Raw genomic sequence first — 21,383 nt, 5'->3', positions numbered from 1 at the left:
TGAAAAAAACAACAAAGAAAATCATTAAGTATACTGTTTGTTTTCAGTTTGTTTATTATTCGCAACTTCGGCCACAATGTTTGGATTATATAAAAAAGAAGAGAAGGAAAGAGATGAATTAGCTAAGATTTACCGTCATGAGTTTTGGAATGATAAGAAAGATGTTTACACATTTGAAGGTGTTGGTGCTTATTTATTTGAAAGAGATATAGATAGACAACCAGAGCCTAGAGGTTCTGAAGAAGAAGGGGGTCGCAAACAAGGTGTATCAAAGTATTCAATTTACTTTAATTACACCAAACGCGATTATGAAACAAATTGGTATGGTTTTGATCCAACAAATATTAAAGATACAACATTTATTATTAATAGTAAAGAAGAATTTATTAATTTATTATTAAAAAACCAACCTGATCATTGAAATAGTAAAGATATAAATTCGCAGTTTGGTGAATTCTTAAATCAAATTGATTTTAGTTCAAAGAGTTTAATTTTGCTAAATAATTATGTGCAATTTGCTCACCCCAACTCTGATAAACGTCGTGCAGCATACAATATCAAAGAATTTAACCTCAACAAAGAAAAAAATCATTTGTTAATTAAATGGGAATTTAGAGATAATAATAGAAAATGAATTTTTAACTGGGATCAGGATGAATTGTTAAATTTACCTGCAATTGGCTGAGGAGATTGATTTAAGAGTATCTTTTTGGTTGTTGATAAATTAGGAAATATGTCTCATAACTCACTAAATATAGAAATGAAATATTCTATTGATAAATAGTAATTATTTGTTTGTGGTTTGAATGTTATAAACACCACCGACATAAATATTTATATTTTGGTATATCATAATATCATAGGAAAAATTGTAGCAAACCCCATAAGTTTTACCCATTTTCTTGGTTTAACTTATGGGGTTTATCATAAAATAACGTATTCTTTTCTAATTCTTACTTTTGACTGTTATAGAAGATTTATTCTTTATTTCCAATTTATTGATATTTAAATTTTCGTATCAAGTTTTATTTAATACATGGTTTTTACCACTAGGATGATAAAAAATTCTTTAGTTCCTTGATCATAAATAAATCCTTTTTTATTGCTTTATTGCATTTTCTTATCTGTTATAATAATTAAATGGAAATATATATACGTAACACAAATTATAATTTTAAAAAAACAACCATACTTCATGGATTTTTAAAAGTATTATGTTTAATTTTACTAGTTTTAATTATTTTAATATTAAATAAAACATACATACCTTTTAATATCCATTTATCAATTAATAAATTAAATCAACATATAATTTTTTGAGGTTTATTAATACCTTTATATATTGCTGTTTTAACAATAAGAATTTATTATTTTTGAATTGAATGGCAAATGTGACACCAAATTAAAGATAAAATTAAGTATGAACAAAATGGCATATTTAATTTTACTTTATTAAAATTATCTTTATTTGTACCTTTATTAGATATTTACCGTTTTTTCTTTCTATTTTCATTATTTAAAGAAGGAGAGTTTTATATTTGCAATTGAAAAGAAGGATCTAAACGTAATAACTTAAAATTTTCCGTTTATGATATTGCACTTGGAGCAATTTTAATGTCGCTGTTTTTTATAGTAACTGCATTAAAAAATTTTACTCCATTAAAGGTTATTTCATTATCAACAGAATATATCTTTTATATTATATTTACCATTTTCTTTGGTAAATATAAAGGTGCTTTTTTCTCATTTTTAGCAGACTTTTTTAGTTTACTACTTTCAGGACAAATAGCATTATACCATGAAGCTTATGCAATAGTTCCAATTGTAGTTTCATTTTCAATTGGTTTTATTTTAGACATGTTTAAGAAAAACAAGAAACATGTTTTCATCTTCATGGAGATTTTTATGTTGCTATCTTTTGGATTATTAGTTTATACATTTTTAGTAAATGTTAATGATCCAAAAGGATTAAGAATTTCATCTACTTTTGGAATTAGTAGATTAAGTGTGGGTGTTTTTGCAACATTACTTACTTTAACACTTGGAATGTTTGGGTTATTTAATTTATCAGTATATTTATATTTTAAATCCAAAACCCCTGGTAAACAACAAAGCTATTTATATTTATCGTTAACGATCTTTTTAGTTATCTTTACCATTGTTTTAGCCCGTTGGATTTGAGGGCCTATTGCCTTTATTCAATATGCTAATAGATATTTGGGAAGAAGTTATAATTTACAAGACCGTTATGTGATTGTTATGACACCAATTGTCTTAAGATCTGTTATCGCCTTGCCAATATATATATTAGTATTAAATATTATTATTCCAGTACTCTTTAAACTAAAGAAAACTATAGTGCGAAGTGATTATAAAATTACATATTAATTTTATAATTTGAAGTTTTGTTATATAATATATTAGATTTTTCAAACAATAGAAAAAGGGGGTCTTATATGGCTAATATTAAATCTAAAATGAAAAGCATCGTTAAGATGGAACAAGCTCGTGTAAAAAATTCAGCTATGAAATCTAGAGTTAAAACAGCAATTCGTAAAGCTAGAGAAGCTGTTTTAGCTAACGATGAAAAAGCAGCCTTATTAGTAGCAAACGCACACCACGTAATTGCTAAAGCTGTAGCTAAAGGAGTGTTCCATGCTAATAAAGGAGCAAGAAAACACTCACGTTTAGATCAATTTGTTAACAAAACAAAAGCTAACAATGCTTAGTAGAATGATTTATTCTATTTAAATACAGCCTATACGCTGTATTTTTTAATTTAAAATAATATAAACCCGGGCCTAAAAGTTGCCCGGGTTTATTAATTTTCTTTAACTTCTTTAAAAAAATATGGCAAGCTATAAGTACTAGGATCATTTAAGTGTGCTTTTAGAATTTGTGAAGCAGCAGATTTATAGTTATGTAGAGTTAAAGGATTTTCTGCTCCGTAATTGACACCTAATAAGTTATATTCCCTTAAATCATAAGTATATGCAATACTAAAATGTCCATCACCAATTGAACCATTAGTTCCAGCAGTAATTAAACCTAAATAATTGTGGGTACCATCTTTTGTAACATATACGGGACTTCCTGAAGATCCTCCGCCAGTGTAAATATGTGAATAATAATTTCTTCATCCTACTGAAAATGAATTATCAGAAGTTCATTTTGGCCTTCTTGTAATATGTCCGTTTATATAGTGAAAAGGGAATCCTAAAGTTGCAGCTTCTCAAATCATAGGAACTGAAACAATTCTGAATTTAGAAGCTATATCTAAACCAACATTAGGCATTTTCATTAATGTTTCAGTTTTTTTGACCATATCCATATGACCATGATTTCTAGCTTCTTGTAGTTTTGCATTTAAATCAACTGATAATAATATCATATCGTGAGGACTACGTTCTTTAGAACCGTCTTTTGAAACTGGTGCATCTGCTAATCATAATGGTTTAACTTTAATATCATGATATTGGTGAGTGTCTTTATAATCCCTCGCTCTTTCAATATCATTATTATTTAAGATAAAAGACATATTATAATTTCTTCCCCCGGTTGCTTGTTTTAAAAATTTATTATCAATAACATGTGATCAGTTTCTAGCTGCAGCTTTTTCTATATGCATATTAGTCATATAGAAAAAAGTTGCATCATTTGGATTATTATTTACCTTACCTAATAAACCTCCAGTACCAAAATTACCACCAAAATCATCTTGAACTGCTCTTAGGTAAGCATTTTCGACAACATCTCAATCTCTCCATTCTTCAAGACGCATAAATTCAGCATCTAGTTTATATCCATTATGTAATTGATATGAAACATTTTGGTTAGGTTGATATACATCACGATTTGCTAAATATTTTGCATCTGAATAAAATGTTATTGGTTGATTGAATTGATTGTAATCCATATTATTATAATCAAAACGGTTTTGATTTACATTAAAATCTTCTTTTTCTTCGTCGTTTGTATATTGCACGGTAGCACTTACTGCTGCTGGAAGAATAAGAAATGCTCGCTCTTTTTCAAAAGGTGTTTGGAAATTAGCTTGAACTTCGGGTTCATCAATAATAATTTTGTATGAATTATCTTCCATGAAGATTTTAAATTCAATACCTTTTTGCTCATTTCAAGTTAAACTAACAACATATTTAAAACTTTCTTCAGCTGAAACTTTTGCACTATAAACATATTTAAGAGTTTTAGAAGCAATTAATTCATCTAAATCGACATTAATAGCTGTTCCTTTAGATGTATTTCTTAAACGATTATTTTTATCATTATCATTAATTAAAACGTTAGCTAAGATATTGAATTTAATAATTCTATTTCTTGCATTAGGTTTTAATAAGGTTTGAGCAAGGTATTTTTTAGCAAATGTTCAAGATGCAATATTAGTTCTTTGGTTTAGTTTTCAAAGTAAATCATCTCACATTGGTTCAATTACCCTTTCACGAGTAATTGAGTTAGTTGAATCTTGAATTGTTTTAAGATTGGTGTTAGTTCATCACAAACTATCATATAAATGATTAGTGGAACTTGATTTAAAACCTTTAATTTTAAATCAAGTATTACCATTAATTCAATTATTATTTCGGTTCAAGACTTTAAAACTAATATAAGCTTGATCAAAAGAAATTCGTTTAATAGCATTTATTTTAAATAATGAAACTGGTAATGAGTAATTTAAATAATTAATTTGGTTTTGGGAATTTGCTTTTAACTTAATAACTTGATTTAAAGATTCTATATCTTCATTTCATTGGTCTGCTGTTTTATTTTTTAAGCTTTGGTAATTAATTTCCAAATCACTTAGTTTAATATTATTAACCATGATTTCTGGATAATGATGTTGCTGATAATCATTTACTAGATTAATTAAAGTATATTCTTGGTTATTTGTATATCTTATAGATTGATTTTTCTTATTAATTCAACCTAATTTAAATGACATGCCACGTTTGCCAACGCGTTTTATATCATAATAAATTTTGAAATAATTATCTGTAAGCTTAGTTAAATCTGTTTCATTGACATTAATATCTTTATCATAAATTTTTGCATCTAAAGGTACATAAGCTTCATTATCATAGTTTAGACCTTTAGCTTCTTTGCCATTACTTAAGACCATTAAGTATTCTATCTTAATAAAAGCTTTTTGGTCAATTAGATCTTGAACATTTAGTAAGCGAAAATCAGGAGTTGGAGATGTAGATGAAGTTAATCTAAGACTAAAGTTAGATTCATTGATTGAGTTAATTAAATTAATTGTTTCTTGATCAGGAATAATAGAATTTTGGAAATCGTCAATTTTAAAAATTTCAGTTTTAGGTTTTAAATCAAAAAAGTTAAGAAGTTTAAAGTTTTTTATTGATATTAAATTTAATTCTTGGTTTTTAATTTCGACTTCTTTCCCATCTTTTTTATATCATAAAACTAAATCTGCTTCACCATTATAATCATTGGTGTTCTTAACTTCTTTGATAAAGATTTCAAAGCGACCAAATTTAGGCATAATATATGATTCTTCAAAAGCTTTAATAGCATCTGAAGCTATATACACTTCATGAGTGTTTTTACTGTTTGGGTTAAATTTAAGAGAATTAAAGAAAGTTGTCATATTACCGTTAATAATTTCAAAGATTTTAGCTTTGTTAATTTCATCAACATAGTCTTGGTAATTGCCATTATTATCGAAAAATTCAACTGGTTTAATAGTTGGAATTTTTGCTTTTTTAATAATTTGATTGTTAAATGAAACTGTTAAAGTTGCATATAGTCTATTATCTTTAAATTCAAAATCATCCTTAATTTCGTATTTGAAAAATTTTGCAATAAATTGTGATTGACGTTTAAAGTAAGTTAATTTTTCTGCTAATGGTCTAGCTAAAAAATCTTGAGCTTTAAGCAATTTCAAATCATCATAATTAATATCAAAATTTTGGTCTAAAGTATTGATATTAATTGATTCAACATATGAACTAACATCGTTAGCATAAGTTTTAGTAAAGTTATATTTATAACTAATTTCAGGTTTAGTTTTTAAAGTAACTGTAACTTCAACTAATAAGTTGTTTCAGTTTTTTGGATCTAGCTTAAGATCTGTTATTTGATAATCAACATATTCATTGTCGTGGACATCAAAAAATAGCTTAGTGTTTTCAAAATTATATGAAGCAGAATATGAATATTTTTCTAAATCATATTTAGCACCTAAGTCATTAAATTCAAATTTTAGTTTTTCATTAGTTTCTTCTTTGAAATAATCTAATAATGTTTTTGAATCATTTTCATTATTTTCTTTAAGTTTTGTTTCTTGCTCAGTGAATGTAGCTAAAAAAGATTCAAAAGCTTTTATATTTACTTCCATTGAAACTAGAGAAATTTTCTCTAATTTAGCTTCTTTGCTAAATAGTTTTACAAATTTTGCTTTTTGTTTGTAATATTCAAAAACTTGTTTTTGTGAGCCTTTATACCCACTTGAAATATAAGTTTCAATATCTCTAAATTTAATTAAAATTTTATTTCAAATTTCAAGGAAATTACTAAAATCAGTTTCAAAAGCTGTTAATGCATTTTGGTTAAAAGTATTAATTAAATCTGTTAAATCACTTATATTTTGATTTGTAAAATTATATTGATTAACTTTATTAATTAAGTTTTGTTTTGCACTTGCAACTAAATTAGTTTCTAAATAATTAATTTTATCTTCAAGTTCAGAAACACCAGTAATACTATAAACTTGTGAGATTTCATTTTTGAGTTGCTCTTTAGTTGCAGCATAGATATCTGAGTTTTCTACAATATTAGTTAATTGTGTTTTTTTACTATTAACTTCTTGAGGAGTAAGATTATTATTAATAATAAATGAAGTAAGTTGAGCTAAGTTTGTTGCAAGGTTTTGTGAATAACTAGTTAAAGATTCAACTTTTAAATTATTAGTTAAATAGTTTTTAGCAGAACTTGCTCTAGTTGTTAGTTCAGCATTTAGATTTTGATTTGCAAAATTAATAACTTCTTGAAGTTTTGAAGTATTATGATCAATTTGCGAGATTAAAGCTAAAGAATTTATCCCGTGTTTATTGTATAAATTATAAATTTCAGTTTGTAAAAACTGTTTTAGTGAATTATTTTTGAGCTCAAGTTTTTGAGCTTTTTTAATAAAATCATCTAATTCTTTATTTTTTGCTAAGATTGTTGAATTATAAGCTGCAATTTCTTGTTTTGTAGCTTTAATTTCAGCTAAAAGTTCTTGGGTTAAAGTTTCAAAAGAATTATTAGGTGTATTTAATAATTGATCATATTTTTTAAGTTTTTGAACAATTGAATTATATGAATCAAATTTTCAATTAATTTGAGAATATAAATTCTCTGTTTTTAAATTTAAAATTGATAAATATTCAGTAACAAATTCAATTAGTAAATTTGCTTTTGTTTCATCTCAATTATTATTTTGATAATTTGAAAATGTTGATTTTAATACTTCTACTGAACTATTATTAACAGAATTTAAAAAGTTATTTATTTTAGTAATATTAGCATTATTATTTGGGGTTGGGGCTGGTTTTTGTCCTTCATTTGAACATGATAATGCTACAAATGGAATGGTGGTTAAGGGCGCTAAAGCTAATGAGAATTTTTTAATTTTTTGCATAAAACTCCATGGTTTATTTGAATTATAAAGTTATCTATAAATTATACTACCTTTTGATAATCTTATTTTTTGCATTATTTACTTATACTTTATTGTAAGTTTAATAAAAAATAATGTCCTAGCAAGAACATTATTGAAGCTATATAAATTAATCTTCTTTTACTTGTTTTAAGTATCAAGGCATATCATATACATCTGGGCTATTTAAATGAGCCTTAAAAATTTGTGAAGCTGCAGATTTGTAATTTTGTAATGATAATGGGTGTTCATTATCTGGGTTAATACCTAAGAGATTATACTCTCTAAGATCATAGCTATAAAATATACTGTATTCATTTTTTCCAATTCCAAACGTATGACTTGAAGCAGCAGTCATTAGACCAAAATAACTAAGTTTTCCGTCTTTTTCTACATATACTGGTGAACCAGAAGAACCAGGTCCTCCGTAAATATGAGAGTAGTAATCTCTTCAACCAGTTTGGTATGAATTATCTTGAATATTTTTAGGTCTACGAGTAATTGAACCTGAAAGCTTCGTATGTGGGAAACCTAGTGTTGCTGCTTCCCAAATCATTGGAACTGATACTATTCTAAATTTAGAAGGAACATCCATGCTAATATTTGGCATTTTCATTATTCTTTCAATTTTTGATACTATATCCATTTTTCCAGAATTTCTTGCATTTTTTAACTCTTTATTTAAATCAATTGATAATAAGATCATATCATGGGGTTCACGTGTTTTTTTGCCGTCTTTTGATTCTTGAGAGTGTGCTAACCACAATGCTTTAATAGGGATGTTGCCAGCAACGTAATGAGTGGAAGTATACTGTTTATTTCTTTCCAAAGTAGTATTAATAAGCTGGTAAGCTAAAAAGTAATATTTAGCTACATAATCTTTGAGGAAATTCTCACCAATAACGTCATCAAAGGTTCTTGCTGCTTGAGTCTCGACGTGCATGTTAGTTAAGTAGTAGAAAGTAGCATCATTAGGATTATCATTTGTTTTAGCTAAAAATCCACCTGTACCTGAAGTTGAAGCAGAGTATTGGAATGCACGAAGGTATGCATTATCAACAACATTTCAATCTCTTCATTCTTCAAGTCGCATAAATTCAGCATCTAATTTATAACCATTATGCAATTCGTATGGGACATTTTGGTTGGGTTGATATACATCACGATTTGCTAAATATTTTGCATCTGAAAAAATTGTAATAGGTTGGTTAAATTGATTATAATCCATATTGTTATAATCAAATCTATTTTGATTTACATTAAAATCTTCTTTTTCTTCATCATTAGTATATTTTACAGTGATGCTTGCAGCAGCAGGCAAAATAATAAATGCTCTTTCTTTTTCAAAGTCAGTTTTGAAATGATTTTGAACTTCTGGTTCATCAATAATAATTTTGTATGAATTATCTTCCATGAAGATTTTGAATTCAATACCAGTATTTTCATTTCATGTTAAACTCACAACATATTTAAAACTTTCTTGTTCTGAAACAGTTGTTGTATAAACAAATTTTTTTGACTTTGATGCAATTAAGTTATCTAAGTCAACGTTGATATTAATACCATTACTCAAATCTCTAAGGCGATTATTTTTATCTTTATCATTAATTAAAACATTAGCAAGAAGTTTGAATTTAATTTCTCTATTTCTAGCATTTGGTTTTAGTAAAGTTTGTTCTAAATACTTGCGTTTAAAAGTCCATGAAGCAATATTGGTTCTTTGATTTAAATCTCAAAGTAAATCATCTCACATTGGCTCAATTACTCTTTCACGAGTAATTGAGGTTGAAGAATCTTGGATGGTTTTTAAATTATTATTAGTTCATGTAAAACTTTGATATATGTTATTAGTTTTACTTGGTGCAAAGCCTTGGATTTTGTATCAAATATTACCATTTATTCATTGCTCATTACGGCCTTGTATTTTAAAACTAACGAAAGCATGATCGCCTGAAATACGTCTAATAGCACTTATTTTAAATGATGAAACTGGCAATGAATAATTTAAATAATTAATTTGATTTTGTGAATCTGCTTTTAATTTAATAACATTATTTAAACTTTCTAAATCAGTTGCTCATTGATCAGCTGTTTTAGTTTTTAATATTTCATAATTAATTTCTAAATCACTTAATTTAATATTATTTACCATGATCTCAGGATAATGGTGTTGTTGATAATCATTAACTAAGTTAATTAAAGTATATTCTTTACCATTAGTATATCTTATGCTTTGGTTTTTCTTATTAATTCAACCGAGTTTAAATGTCATACCACGTTTGCCAGTACGTTTAACATCATAATAAACGGCAAAGAAATCATCTGTTAAAGGTTTAATATCAGTTGAATTAACTGAGATATTTTTATCGTAATATTTGTTATCTAAAGGAACATATGCTTTATTATCGTGGTTTTCACCTTTATTATCTGAACCATTACCAAAAACCATTAAATATTCCATATTTACAAATGCTTTTTGATCAATCATATCTTGCACATTAAGCATTCTAAAATCTGGAGCTGGATTTGTTGATGAGGTCAATCGTAGAGTAAAGTTTGATTCATTAACTGAGTTAATGATATTAATAATATTTTGTGTCGGTGCTGTTGAATTTTTAAAATCATCAGCAGTGAATACCTCACCTTTAGGTTTTAAATCAAAGAAGTTAAGTAATTTGAAATTACTAATTGAAACTGTTTTATTGTTAGTGGAAGCTGGTTTTTCAACTTCAGTACCATCTTTTTTATATCATAAAACTAATTTTGCACTACCATCTCAATCATTAATATCTCTAACTTCTTTAATAAATAGTTCGTACTTACCATATTTAGGCATAATATATGATTCATTAAATGCCTTAATTGCATCAGAAGCAAGGTAAACTTCATGAGAATTTTTACTCTTATGATTAATCTTTAAGGAATTAAAGAAATCAGAACTACTACCATTGATTATTTTTAAGATTTTGGATTCGTGAAGTTTATCAACGTATTCTTGGTAATTTCCTTCATTATTTCAAAATTCAACTTCTTTGTTAGTTGCTATTTTAGCTTCTTTAATTACTTGGTTATTAAATAAAACTTTTAAAGTTACATATAATTTATTGTCTTTAAATTCAAAATCATTAGAAAATTCATAACGGAAGAATTTTGAAATATATTTAGAACGAGCTCTAAAATATTCTAATTTCTTATCTTTGTCATAAGATAAGAAATCTTGTGATTTTAATTCTTTTAAAGCTTCATAATCTACATTAAAGTTTGCATCTAAGTCACTAATATTAATTGCATTAATAAATGCTGTCACATCTTTTTTATATTCTTTATTAAAGTTATATTTATAACTAATTTCTGGTTTTGATTTTAAAGTAACTGTAACTTCAACTAGTAAATTATTCCAATTAGTTTTATCTAATTCTAAATTAGTTATTTGATAATCAACATATTCATTGTCATGGACGTCAAAGAATAGTTTAGTATTTTCAAAGTTATATGATGCAGAATATGAATATTTTTCTAAATCATATTTTGCAGCCAATTCACTAAATTCAAATTTAAGCTTTCCACCTGTTTCTTCTTTAAAGTAATCTAAAAGAGTTTTTGAATCTGTTTGAGTATTATTTTTAAGAATTTTTTCATGTGTTTCGAAAACTTTTAAAAATTCTTCAAACAACGTAGTATTATTTTTCATTGAAACTAGAGAAATTTTCTCTAGTTTATCATCTTTATCAAAAAGTTTTAGATATTTTGCTTTTTCTTTGTAATAATCTAAAACTTTTTTTTGTGATTTTTGATAATCGTTATTGAGATAATTTTCGATAGCATTTAACTTATTATTAAGGTTAGTTCAGATTTCTAGGAATTTATCAAATTCAGTTTCAAAACTATTTAATGCATTTTGCCCGAAAGTATTAATTAAATCAGTTAAATCTTTTTTATTTTGATTGCTTAAATTTGCTTGATTAACTTTATTAATTAATTTTTGCTTTGCATCAACTATTACACTTGTTTCTAAATAGTTAAGTTTTTCTTGTAATTCATAGATTCCTGTAAGAGAATATATTTGTTTAATATTGTTTTTTAACTCTTCTTTAGTTGTAGTTGAAATATCTGAATTTTCAATTAAAGCAGAGAGTTCATCTTTTTTATTTTTTACATATTCAGAAGTTAAATTATTTTGCAAAATAAAACTTGTAATTGCAGAAAAATAATTTTCAAAGTCAATATTAAAGCTCGTTACTTTATCAATAGATAAATTATTATTAACATATTCTTTGGCTTGGTTGATTTTAGTTTGCAATTCTTGATTTTTTTGATTTTCAGCAACGAAATCAGAAACATCTTGCAACTTAGAAAGGTTTTTATCAACATTTTGAACTAATTCTAGAGGGTTATTAATAGTAGTCTTTAAATTAAATAATTTAGAAATATTGTTTTGTAATAAACTACGTACTTTAGAGTTATTTAATTTTATTTTTTGAGCTGCTAAAATAAAATCATCTAATTCTTTATTTTTAGCTAAGATTTCTGAATTATAGTCAGAAATTTCTTTTTTGGTTTTTCTAATTTGAGCTAAAAACTCTGGAGTAAGTTTATCAAAGTTATTATTTAAAGTATTGATAAATTTATCATATTCATCTATTTTAGTTTTAATAATTTCAAAATTTGTTGGTTTAAAATCAATTGTTGAATATAAACTTTGAATTTTAGTGTTTAAAATAGCTAAATATTCAGTTACAAATTCAATTAATAAATCTGCTTTTGTTTCATTAAAATCATTACTTTGATAATTTTTAACATTCGATTTTAAAATTTCCACATAACTATTATTAACTGAATTTAAAAAGTTATTAACTTTAGTAATATTAACATTATTATTTGGGGTTGGGGCTGGTTTTTGTCCTTCATTTGAACATGATAATGCTACAAATGGAATGGTGGTTAAGGGAGCTAAAGCTAATGAGAATTTTTTAATTTTTTGCATAAAACTCCTGTATTTTATAGTTAATTTATTTTTATTTTCTAAGTTTAATTAATTAGTAAATTAATAAAAATAGAAAAAGACAATTATTATTAAATTTTAAAATTAATAAAATAATGTGTATTTATTTTCTACACTATTTTAAAGTTTATCAAAGAAATTGATAGAGTTCAAGAATTAATCTTCTACGACTTTTTTTAAGAATCAAGGCATGTCGTAGGTATCTGGTTGATTTAAGTGAGCCTTAAAAATTTGTGAAGCTACTGATTTAAAGTTATTTAAACTTAGTGGGTGTTGCCCATCAATATTAATTCCCATTAAGTTATATTCTCTTAAGTCATAGCTATAAGCAAGTGTAAATTTACCATCACCCATAAATCCATTTGAACCAGCTGTAATTAGTCCAAAGTAGTTATGTACACCATCCTTTTCAACATATACTGGCGAACCTGAAGAACCACTTCCAGTATAAATATGTGAGTAGTAGTTTCTTCAACCAATAGCAAATGAATTATCTAAAATTCATTTAGCACGACGAGTAATTGATCCAGTAATTTTGTCAATTGGGAATCCTAAAGTTGCAGCTTCTCAAATCATAGGAACTGAAACAATTCTGAATTTAGAAGTTATATCTAAACCAACATTAGGCATTTTCATTAATGTTTCAGTTTTTTTCACCATGTCCATAAGACCACGATTTCTTGCATCTTGTAGTTTTGCATTTAAATCAATTGATAATAAGATCATATCGTGAGGACTACGTGTTTTTGTCCCGTCTTTTGAAATAGGACTGTGAGCTAATCATAAAGGTTTAACTGTTACATTACCATAACGGTGGGTAACTGTTTTATTACGGTTTCTTTCTAAATTATTACCATTTAAAACAAAGGCCATGTTATAGTTTCTTCCCGTTGCTTCTTTTAAGAAAGAATCATCGACAACATTACTTCAATTTGTTGCTGCTAGGTTTTCTACGTGCATGTTAGTCATGTAATAGAAAGTTGCATCATTTGGATTACTATTTGTTTTAGCTAAAAACCCACCTGTACCAATACCACCACCAAAAGCATCTTGAACTGCTCTTAGGTAAGCATTTTCGACAACATCTCAATCTCTCCATTCTTCAAGACGCATAAATTCAGCATCTAGTTTATATCCATTATGTAATTCATATGAAACATTTTGGTTAGGTTGATATACGTTTCTATTTGCTAAATATTTTGCATCTGAATAAAATGTTATTGGTTGATTGAATTGATTGTAATCCATATTATTATAATCAAAACGGTTTTGATTTACATTAAAATCTTCTTTTTCTTCGTCGTTTGTATATTGCACGGTAGCACTTACTGCTGCTGGAAGAATAAGAAATGCTCTCTCTTTTTCAAAAGGTGTTTGGAAATTAGCTTGAACTTCGGGTTCATCAATAATAATTTTGTATGAATTATCTTCCATGAAGATTTTAAATTCAATACCTTTTTGCTCATTTCAAGTTAAACTAACAACATATTTAAAACTTTCTTCAGCTGAAACTTTTGCACTATAAACATATTTAAGAGTTTTAGAAGCAATTAATTCATCTAAATCGACATTAATAGCTGTTCCTTTAGATGTATTTCTTAAACGATTATTTTTATCATTATCATTAATTAAAACGTTAGCTAAGATATTGAATTTAATAATTCTATTTCTTGCATTAGGTTTTAATAAGGTTTGAGCAAGGTATTTTTTAGCAAATGTTCAAGATGCAATATTAGTTCTTTGGTTTAGTTTTCAAAGTAAATCATCTCACATTGGTTCAATTACCCTTTCACGAGTAATTGAGTTAGTTGAATCTTGAATTGTTTTAAGATTTGAATTATGTCAAGTAAAGCTGTCGTATAAATTACTTGTTACAACTGGAGCAAAACCTTTAATTTTATACCAAATATTCCCATTAATTCAAGTATTGTTACGATCTTGTACTTTAAAATTAATGTATGCCTCGTCATAAGAAATACGTTTAATAGCATTTATTTTAAATAATGAAACTGGCAGTGAGTAATTTTGATATTCAATTTCATTTTCAGCATTAGTTTTTAATTTAATAACTTGTTCCAAACCAACTAAATCACCAGCTCATTGTGCCGCTGTTTTAGTTTTTAATGTTTCATAGTCAATTTTTAAATCACTTAATTTAATATTATTAACCATGATTTCTGGATAATGATGTTGCTGATAATCATTTACTAGATTAATTAAAGTATATTCTTGGTTATTTGTATATCTTATAGATTGATTTTTCTTATTAATTCAACCTAATTTAAATGACATGCCACGTTTGCCAACGCGTTTTACATCATAAAAAACTGGGAAGTAGTGATTACGTAATGATCCTGTATCAGTTGTATTGACTTGAATATCTTTATCGTAATATTTTGCACCAGTAGGCACATATGCTTGATTATCAAGATTTTGACCTTTTCGATCAACTCCGTTTCCAATTACCATTAAATATTCCATATTAATAAAAGCTTTTTGGTCAATTAGATCTTGAACATTAATTAATTGAAAATCTGCTGTTTCAGTTCTAGAAGAAGTTAGTCTTGGTAAAATATTTGACTCATTAATTGAGTTCATTACGTTAATCATATCTTGCGGAGGGTTTGTTGCATCTTCAAAATCTTGCGCTGTAAAAATTTCACCTTTAGGTTTTAAATCAAAGAAGTTAAGGAGTTTGAAATTTCCAACTCTTATTGTTTTGCTATAAACTTGAGTTGGGTTTTTAATTTCGACTTCTTTCCCATCTTTTTTATATCATAAAACTAAATCTGCTTCACCATTATAATCATTGATGTTCTTAACTTCTTTGATAAAGATTTCAAAGCGACCAAATTTAGGCATAATATATGATTCTTCAAAAGCTTTAATAGCATCTGAAGCTATATACACTTCATGAGTGTTTTTACTGTTTGGGTTAAATTTAAGAGAATTAAAGAAAGTTGTCATATTACCGTTAATAATTTCAAAGATTTTAGCTTTGTTAATTTCATCAACATAGTCTTGGTAATTGCCATTATTATCGAAAAATTCAACTGGTTTAATAGTTGGAATTTTTGCTTTTTTAATAATTTGATTGTTAAATGAAACTGTTAAAGTTGCATATAGTCTATTATCTTTAAATTCAAAATCATCCTTAATTTCGTATTTGAAAAATTTTGCAATAAATTGTGATTGACGTTTAAAGTAAGTTAATTTTTCTGCTAATGGTCTAGCTAAAAAATCTTGAGCTTTAAGCAATTTCAAATCATCATAATTAATATCAAAATTTTGGTCTAAAGTATTGATATTAATTGATTCAACATATGAACTAACATCGTTAGCATAAGTTTTAGTAAAGTTATATTTATAACTAATTTCAGGTTTAGTTTTTAAAGTAACTGTAACTTCAACTAATAAGTTGTTTCAGTTTTTTGGATCTAGCTTAAGATCTGTTATTTGATAATCAACATATTCATTGTCGTGGACATCAAAAAATAGCTTAGTGTTTTCAAAATTATATGAAGCAGAATATGAATATTTTTCTAAATCATATTTAGCACCTAACTCATTAAATTCAAATTTTAGTTTTTCATTAGTTTCTTCTTTGAAATAATCTAATAATGTTTTTGAATCATTTTCATTATTTTCTTTAAGTTTTGTTTCTTGCTCAGTGAATGTAGCTAAAAAAGATTCAAAAGCTTTTATATTTACTTCCATTGAAACTAGAGAAATTTTCTCTAATTTAGCTTCTTTGCTAAATAGTTTTACAAATTTTGCTTTTTGTTTGTAATATTCAAAAACTTGTTTTTGTGAGCCTTTATACCCACTTGAAATATAAGTTTCAATATCTCTAAATTTAATTAAAATTTTATTTCAAATTTCAAGGAAATTACTAAAATCAGTTTCAAAAGCTGTTAATGCATTTTGGCTAAAAGTATTAATTAAATCTGTTAAATCACTTATATTTTGATTTGTAAAATTATATTGATTAACTTTATTAATTAAGTTTTGTTTTGCACTTGCAACTAAATTAGTTTCTAAATAATTAATTTTATCTTCAAGTTCAGAAACACCAGTAATACTATAAACTTGTGAGATTTCATTTTTGAGTTGCTCTTTAGTTGCAGCATAGATATCTGAGTTTTCTACAATATTAGTTAATTGTGTTTTTTTACTATTAACTTCTTGAGGAGTAAGATTATTATTAATAATAAATGAAGTAAGTTGAGCTAAGTTTGTTGCAAGGTTTTGTGAATAACTAGTTAAAGATTCAACTTTTAAATTATTAGTTAAATAGTTTTTAGCAGAACTTGCTCTAGTTGTTAGTTCAGCATTTAGATTTTGATTTGCAAAATTAATAACTTCTTGAAGTTTTGAAGTATTATGATCAATTTGCGAGATTAAAGCTAAAGAATTTATCCCGTGTTTATTGTATAAATTATAAATTTCAGTTTGTAAAAACTGTTTTAGTGAATTATTTTTGAGCTTTTTTAATAAAATCATCTAATTCTTTATTTTTTGCTAAGATTGTTGAATTATAAGCTGCAATTTCTTGTTTTGTAGCTTTAATTTCAGCTAAAAGTTCTTGGGTTAAAGTTTCAAAAGAATTATTAGGTGTATTTAATAATTGATCATATTTTTTAAGTTTTTGAACAATTGAATTATATGAATCAAATTTTCAATTAATTTGAGAATATAAATTCTCTGTTTTTAAATTTAAAATTGATAAATATTCAGTAACAAATTCAATTAGTAAATTTGCTTTTGTTTCATCTCAATTATTATTTTGATAATTTGAAAATGTTGATTTTAATACTTCTACTGAACCATTATTAACAGAATTTAAAAAGTTATTTATTTTAGTAATATTAGCATTATTATTTGGGGTTGGGGCTGGTTTTTGTCCTTCATTTGAACATGATAATGCTACAAATGGAATGGTGGTTAAGGGCGCTAAAGCTAATGAGAATTTTTTAATTTTTTGCATAAAACTCCATGATAATTTTCTATATTATAAATGATTTATAAAGATAAAAAAATTATTAAAGAAAATACCAGCATTGCTGGTATTTTAGTTATTTTTAAGTAAATCAAGAGTTAATATTTTAGCATTTAAAATATTATCATTTGACTTGTCATTTAATAATAAAGCATTAATTGTAAAGTTAACTCTTAAATAGTTATTATCTCCTAGTTTAATTGTTTCTAAACTAAGAATATTAAATGCGTGAAGTTCATTTGTTACTACTGGATTGTATGAATTTTTAACAAAGTATGTAATTCTAGTAATTAATCTTTCTAAACTAGTGTACTTTAATAATTCAGCTCATTTTTCATCATTTTTTGATTTTGCTTCAATATTTTGTTTAATTTGTTCAAGAGTTAACGATTTATAAGAATCATTAAACCCAAAGGTTTTATTAAATTCTTCTCAATTAGTTTTAGAATATTGGATCATTTGTGACTCAATATTAGTTAAATAATCATTAACTTGATTTTGAGAATAATTATTAAATCCACTAATTAAAGCCGGCTCAGAAAAGCGTGAATATTTAATTTCTGGCTTATCTTGTTTGTTTGCAGGGTTATAACTTTCAAATCAAGCATTAATACGATAGTTTAAGAATCCATACATTGCATATGGCGAAGTTTTGTGAGGTTGATAAACATCTTTGACATCATTAAATTTTGTAAAGTAAAGCATGAATTGAGATTGGTCATAATTTTTAAATCTTTCACTAATTTGTATAAATTGGCTTAGTTTATTATCTTTAAGATCAATTCATTTAGTTTTATTGCCAAATGAATATGATAAATCATTGTTATCTTCATATTGAGTTCCAAAAGTTTTATCAAAATCAGTTGTTGATTTTGATAATCCAGCTTCAGAAACTCGGATTAAAGAATCTAAATAATCATTTGAATGATTTGGAGCAAAATCATTTTTAGAGAATAATCCTGTGATGTTAAAAGTTTTAAACTCTGATTCTTCATTTTTATAACTTCATTTTATTTTTAATGATAATTGACCATTAGGATCATTATAACTATTAAATGTAGTATCGATGATAAAGTTTACTTCATCATCAAAAGTTAAGTTAAATGGATCAAGTAATGCTAGGAGTGATGTTTTATCAGTTATTTTTGTTTTAACTCCTGATGCCCATCATTTTTGAGCTAATTTAAGATTAGTATTTAAGTTAGTTCATTTTGTTTTAATATCATCTTTAAGTTTTAAACCATTATTATCATGGTATGTGTTATCTAACAAGAATTTATTACGTTTAAATGTTAAGTCAGTTTTTAAGTATTGGTTATTAAAAAATAAATATTTAACTTTATAATTAACTTCTGGTTTTAAGTATGTTTCGAAAGTTAATGAATTATTGGTTTGGTTTGGAGCAATTTCTAGTTCAAAATTGTTAGCTTCATTACCTTCTTCGTAATAAACTAAAATTGGTTTATTATTACTTAGGTTAGTGTAGTTAAAGTTTTCTCCTAAATTAACGGTTATAGTTGATTTGTAGTTAGTTTGGTTTATATTTGAAGCACTAATATTTGAAATAGTAGGTTTGGTTTTTGAAGTTTGGTTTGAAACTTCAGTGTTGCCAACTGAAGAAGATTTTGCACGAATATCTTTATTATCTACTCTAACTTTTGAAAGGAAGATTTTTCCATCAAAAGCTAAATCTGGGATATTAGCTGTTCATTTGCCTGCATTTTTAGTAGCTGGTAAAGTTCACTTAGCACCATAATCAGAAGATAATACAAATTTAACATTGTTTGGAGTTGTATTATCGGTCATAGTAATATTCAATGAAGCAGCAAGATTTTTAGTATTTTTATCATAAGCTAGAGCTACTTGGTCATAGTTATTGTAATTTAAATTAGTGTTAAATTCAGAGACTGACCCATTTGATGGTTTAATACTTACTCTTAATTGGCTGGTATCTTCTGAAGATTCTTCGTAAAATTGTTTTGTATCAATCTTAATTTCTACTATTTCAATATCTTTGTTTTTTGGTAAGACATTAAAACATTCTCAATCAGCATAATTATCTATATCTAATAATAAGAATTCAAAGTTTTTATAATCACCATATTTTTGTTTACTTATGTTAATATTTGATTTAAATATCTTGGATGAACCTTTTTCTTTGAATGTTATCTCAAGAATATATTCTTCATTAACGTCAAATGCATTTTTTATACCTTCAAGTGATAGATATATCTTATCAGAAGTACCTGAATCAGTACTTTCGCTTGCAAATCTAGTTGATATTGAATCATAAGTAATTTGCTTACTATAAGTGGCTGTTTCAAAAGATAGTTTTTGGTCACCTTGTTTTCAGTTATCTCCTGATTTTAAGGAAGAATCAAGAGCAAATTCTTTATTATTTATATATAACTTTTTAAGCTGATATATTGTACTAAATTGAAGGTTAGATAAGGTGAATTCTAAGTAATTCTCATTATTGGTTGTAAGTAACTTATTAGTTGTCACAACAGTTTCTTTGGATTGCTCATCATAAGCACTGCCAAAACTTAGTTCATAGTTTTGGTTGTTTTCATCTTCTAGAACACTGGTTGTAAAACTCACTTGGACTTTAACTTGAGAATCTAAGACTTCTTTAAGTTTGATATTTTTAAGAGTAAATTGTTCTTGATTTTTTGTTTTAAATTCCTTGTTTATTAAATATTCTTTAGTTGATAAAGTTGTATCAATTACCTTATTGACAGTGTATGTTGAGCCCGCGGATAAATTGTCTAATTTAAAAGTTAAAATATTACCATCTACTGAAGTAGTTGTGTATTCTAATTGTTGGTTATTTGGCCCGGCAACTAATAATTTATAATTTGAACTAGTTTCTTGGTTATCTAGAGTCACTAAAACACTTGCAAATGTTTGAGTGACTCTTTCAATAATTGTATTATCAGTATTTTCTGATGTTTGCTGTTTTTGCGAATCCTGTGTTTTTGGTTCGGTTTTAGGATTTTGTGATTTTGGCGGTTGAATTGGATTAGTAGTGGTTTGGTCATTTTCTTTTAATGAAGCTATTTTGGCAGCAAGTTTATCTAATAATGTTTTTTCATTTGTTAAAATACTTTTAATAGTTTCACTTAAATTATTATAAGCATTTAAAGCTGAATTTATCTTTTCTTGATCAGTTATTTGAACGTTATCTTCATTTTTAGATAAAATTTCTAGATAAGTTTGCTTGTATTCATTAGCAGCACCTTGATTCAGGTCTTGTTCAAGGGGATTATTTGGTTTTGAATCTTCTTTAGTTTTAAATTTGATTTCAAAGTTAATGTCTAAATCTTCATCATTAATTTCTATTTCTTTTATTTTATATTCAGTATTTTTAGTTAAATTATTAATTGTAATTTCGTATTGGTTGTTATTAGCGATTTTAGTTAAATTAGAAACTAAAAAACTATATTTTTGGTCATTAAGTTTTATTTGAAGATTATCAGTTAGTTTTAAGTTTGCTATTGTAACTATTAGTTTAACTGAAGTTTGAGTTGTGTCAATTATTGTAAGATTATTTAATTTATGTTTTGTTTTGGGTTCCTTTGTTTGAGTGCAGCTTAAAGCCACAAAACTACTTACAGCTAATGAACTTAAGATAAGAGTCAATATTATTTTCTTTTTCATATTAATATTTTAACAGTTTAAAGCTTATAATTAAAAATATTTAA

8 protein-coding genes are annotated in these 21,383 nt (G+C 25.9%); 3 read left to right on the top strand and 5 right to left on the bottom strand.

Annotated elements, in window-relative coordinates; translation table 4 throughout:
• The first annotated feature begins 76 nt into the window (after positions 1-76).
• The 3 genes from EXC44_RS01710 to rpsT all read left to right on the top strand — a co-directional run bounded on the left by EXC44_RS01710 (position 77) and on the right by rpsT (position 2,729).
• Complete coding sequence (locus EXC44_RS01710) at positions 77-784, top strand: hypothetical protein (protein WP_129621398.1); 708 nt, start codon at positions 77-79, stop codon at positions 782-784.
• 605 nt (positions 785-1,389) lie between these two features.
• Positions 1,390-2,388, top strand: coding sequence for an ECF transporter S component (locus tag EXC44_RS01705; RefSeq protein ID WP_120160499.1), 999 nt, complete (start codon positions 1,390-1,392; stop codon positions 2,386-2,388).
• A gap of 68 nt (positions 2,389-2,456) precedes the next feature.
• Entirely contained in the window at positions 2,457-2,729 is a 273-nt protein-coding gene (gene rpsT / locus EXC44_RS01700; RefSeq protein WP_129621394.1) for a 30S ribosomal protein S20, read from the top strand.
• A gap of 92 nt (positions 2,730-2,821) precedes the next feature.
• Here rpsT and EXC44_RS01695 read toward each other — a convergent pair whose 3' ends face one another.
• The 5 genes from EXC44_RS01695 to EXC44_RS01675 all read right to left on the bottom strand — a co-directional run bounded on the left by EXC44_RS01695 (position 2,822) and on the right by EXC44_RS01675 (position 21,339).
• Positions 2,822-7,660 (bottom strand): MGA_1079 family surface serine endopeptidase, encoded by a 4,839-nt coding sequence (locus EXC44_RS01695; protein WP_129621391.1) that lies wholly within the window; start codon positions 7,658-7,660, stop codon positions 2,822-2,824.
• A 148-nt stretch (positions 7,661-7,808) separates the two neighbouring features.
• The gene (locus tag EXC44_RS01690; RefSeq protein WP_129621388.1) at positions 7,809-12,662 is read right to left on the bottom strand and encodes an MGA_1079 family surface serine endopeptidase; all 4,854 of its coding nucleotides are present in this window, start codon (positions 12,660-12,662) and stop codon (positions 7,809-7,811) included.
• 174 nt (positions 12,663-12,836) lie between these two features.
• Positions 12,837-17,183, bottom strand: a complete 4,347-nt coding sequence (locus EXC44_RS01685) for an MGA_1079 family surface serine endopeptidase (protein ID WP_129621386.1) — start codon at positions 17,181-17,183, stop codon at positions 12,837-12,839.
• Positions 17,155-17,667, bottom strand: a complete 513-nt coding sequence (locus EXC44_RS01680) for a hypothetical protein (protein WP_129621383.1) — start codon at positions 17,665-17,667, stop codon at positions 17,155-17,157. The genes EXC44_RS01685 and EXC44_RS01680 overlap by 29 nt, the downstream gene beginning before the upstream one ends.
• A gap of 84 nt (positions 17,668-17,751) precedes the next feature.
• Positions 17,752-21,339, bottom strand: a complete 3,588-nt coding sequence (locus tag EXC44_RS01675; protein WP_129621380.1) for a hypothetical protein — start codon at positions 21,337-21,339, stop codon at positions 17,752-17,754.
• Between the last annotated feature and the right edge of the window lie 44 nt (positions 21,340-21,383).

Source organism: Mycoplasmopsis bovirhinis (assembly GCF_900660515.1).
GTDB classification, from domain to species: Bacteria; Bacillota_I; Bacilli_A; order Mycoplasmatales; family Metamycoplasmataceae; genus Mycoplasmopsis; species Mycoplasmopsis bovirhinis.
Note: the sequence above shows the minus strand (reverse complement) of the source record. Positions and strands in the feature narration are given on the sequence as shown.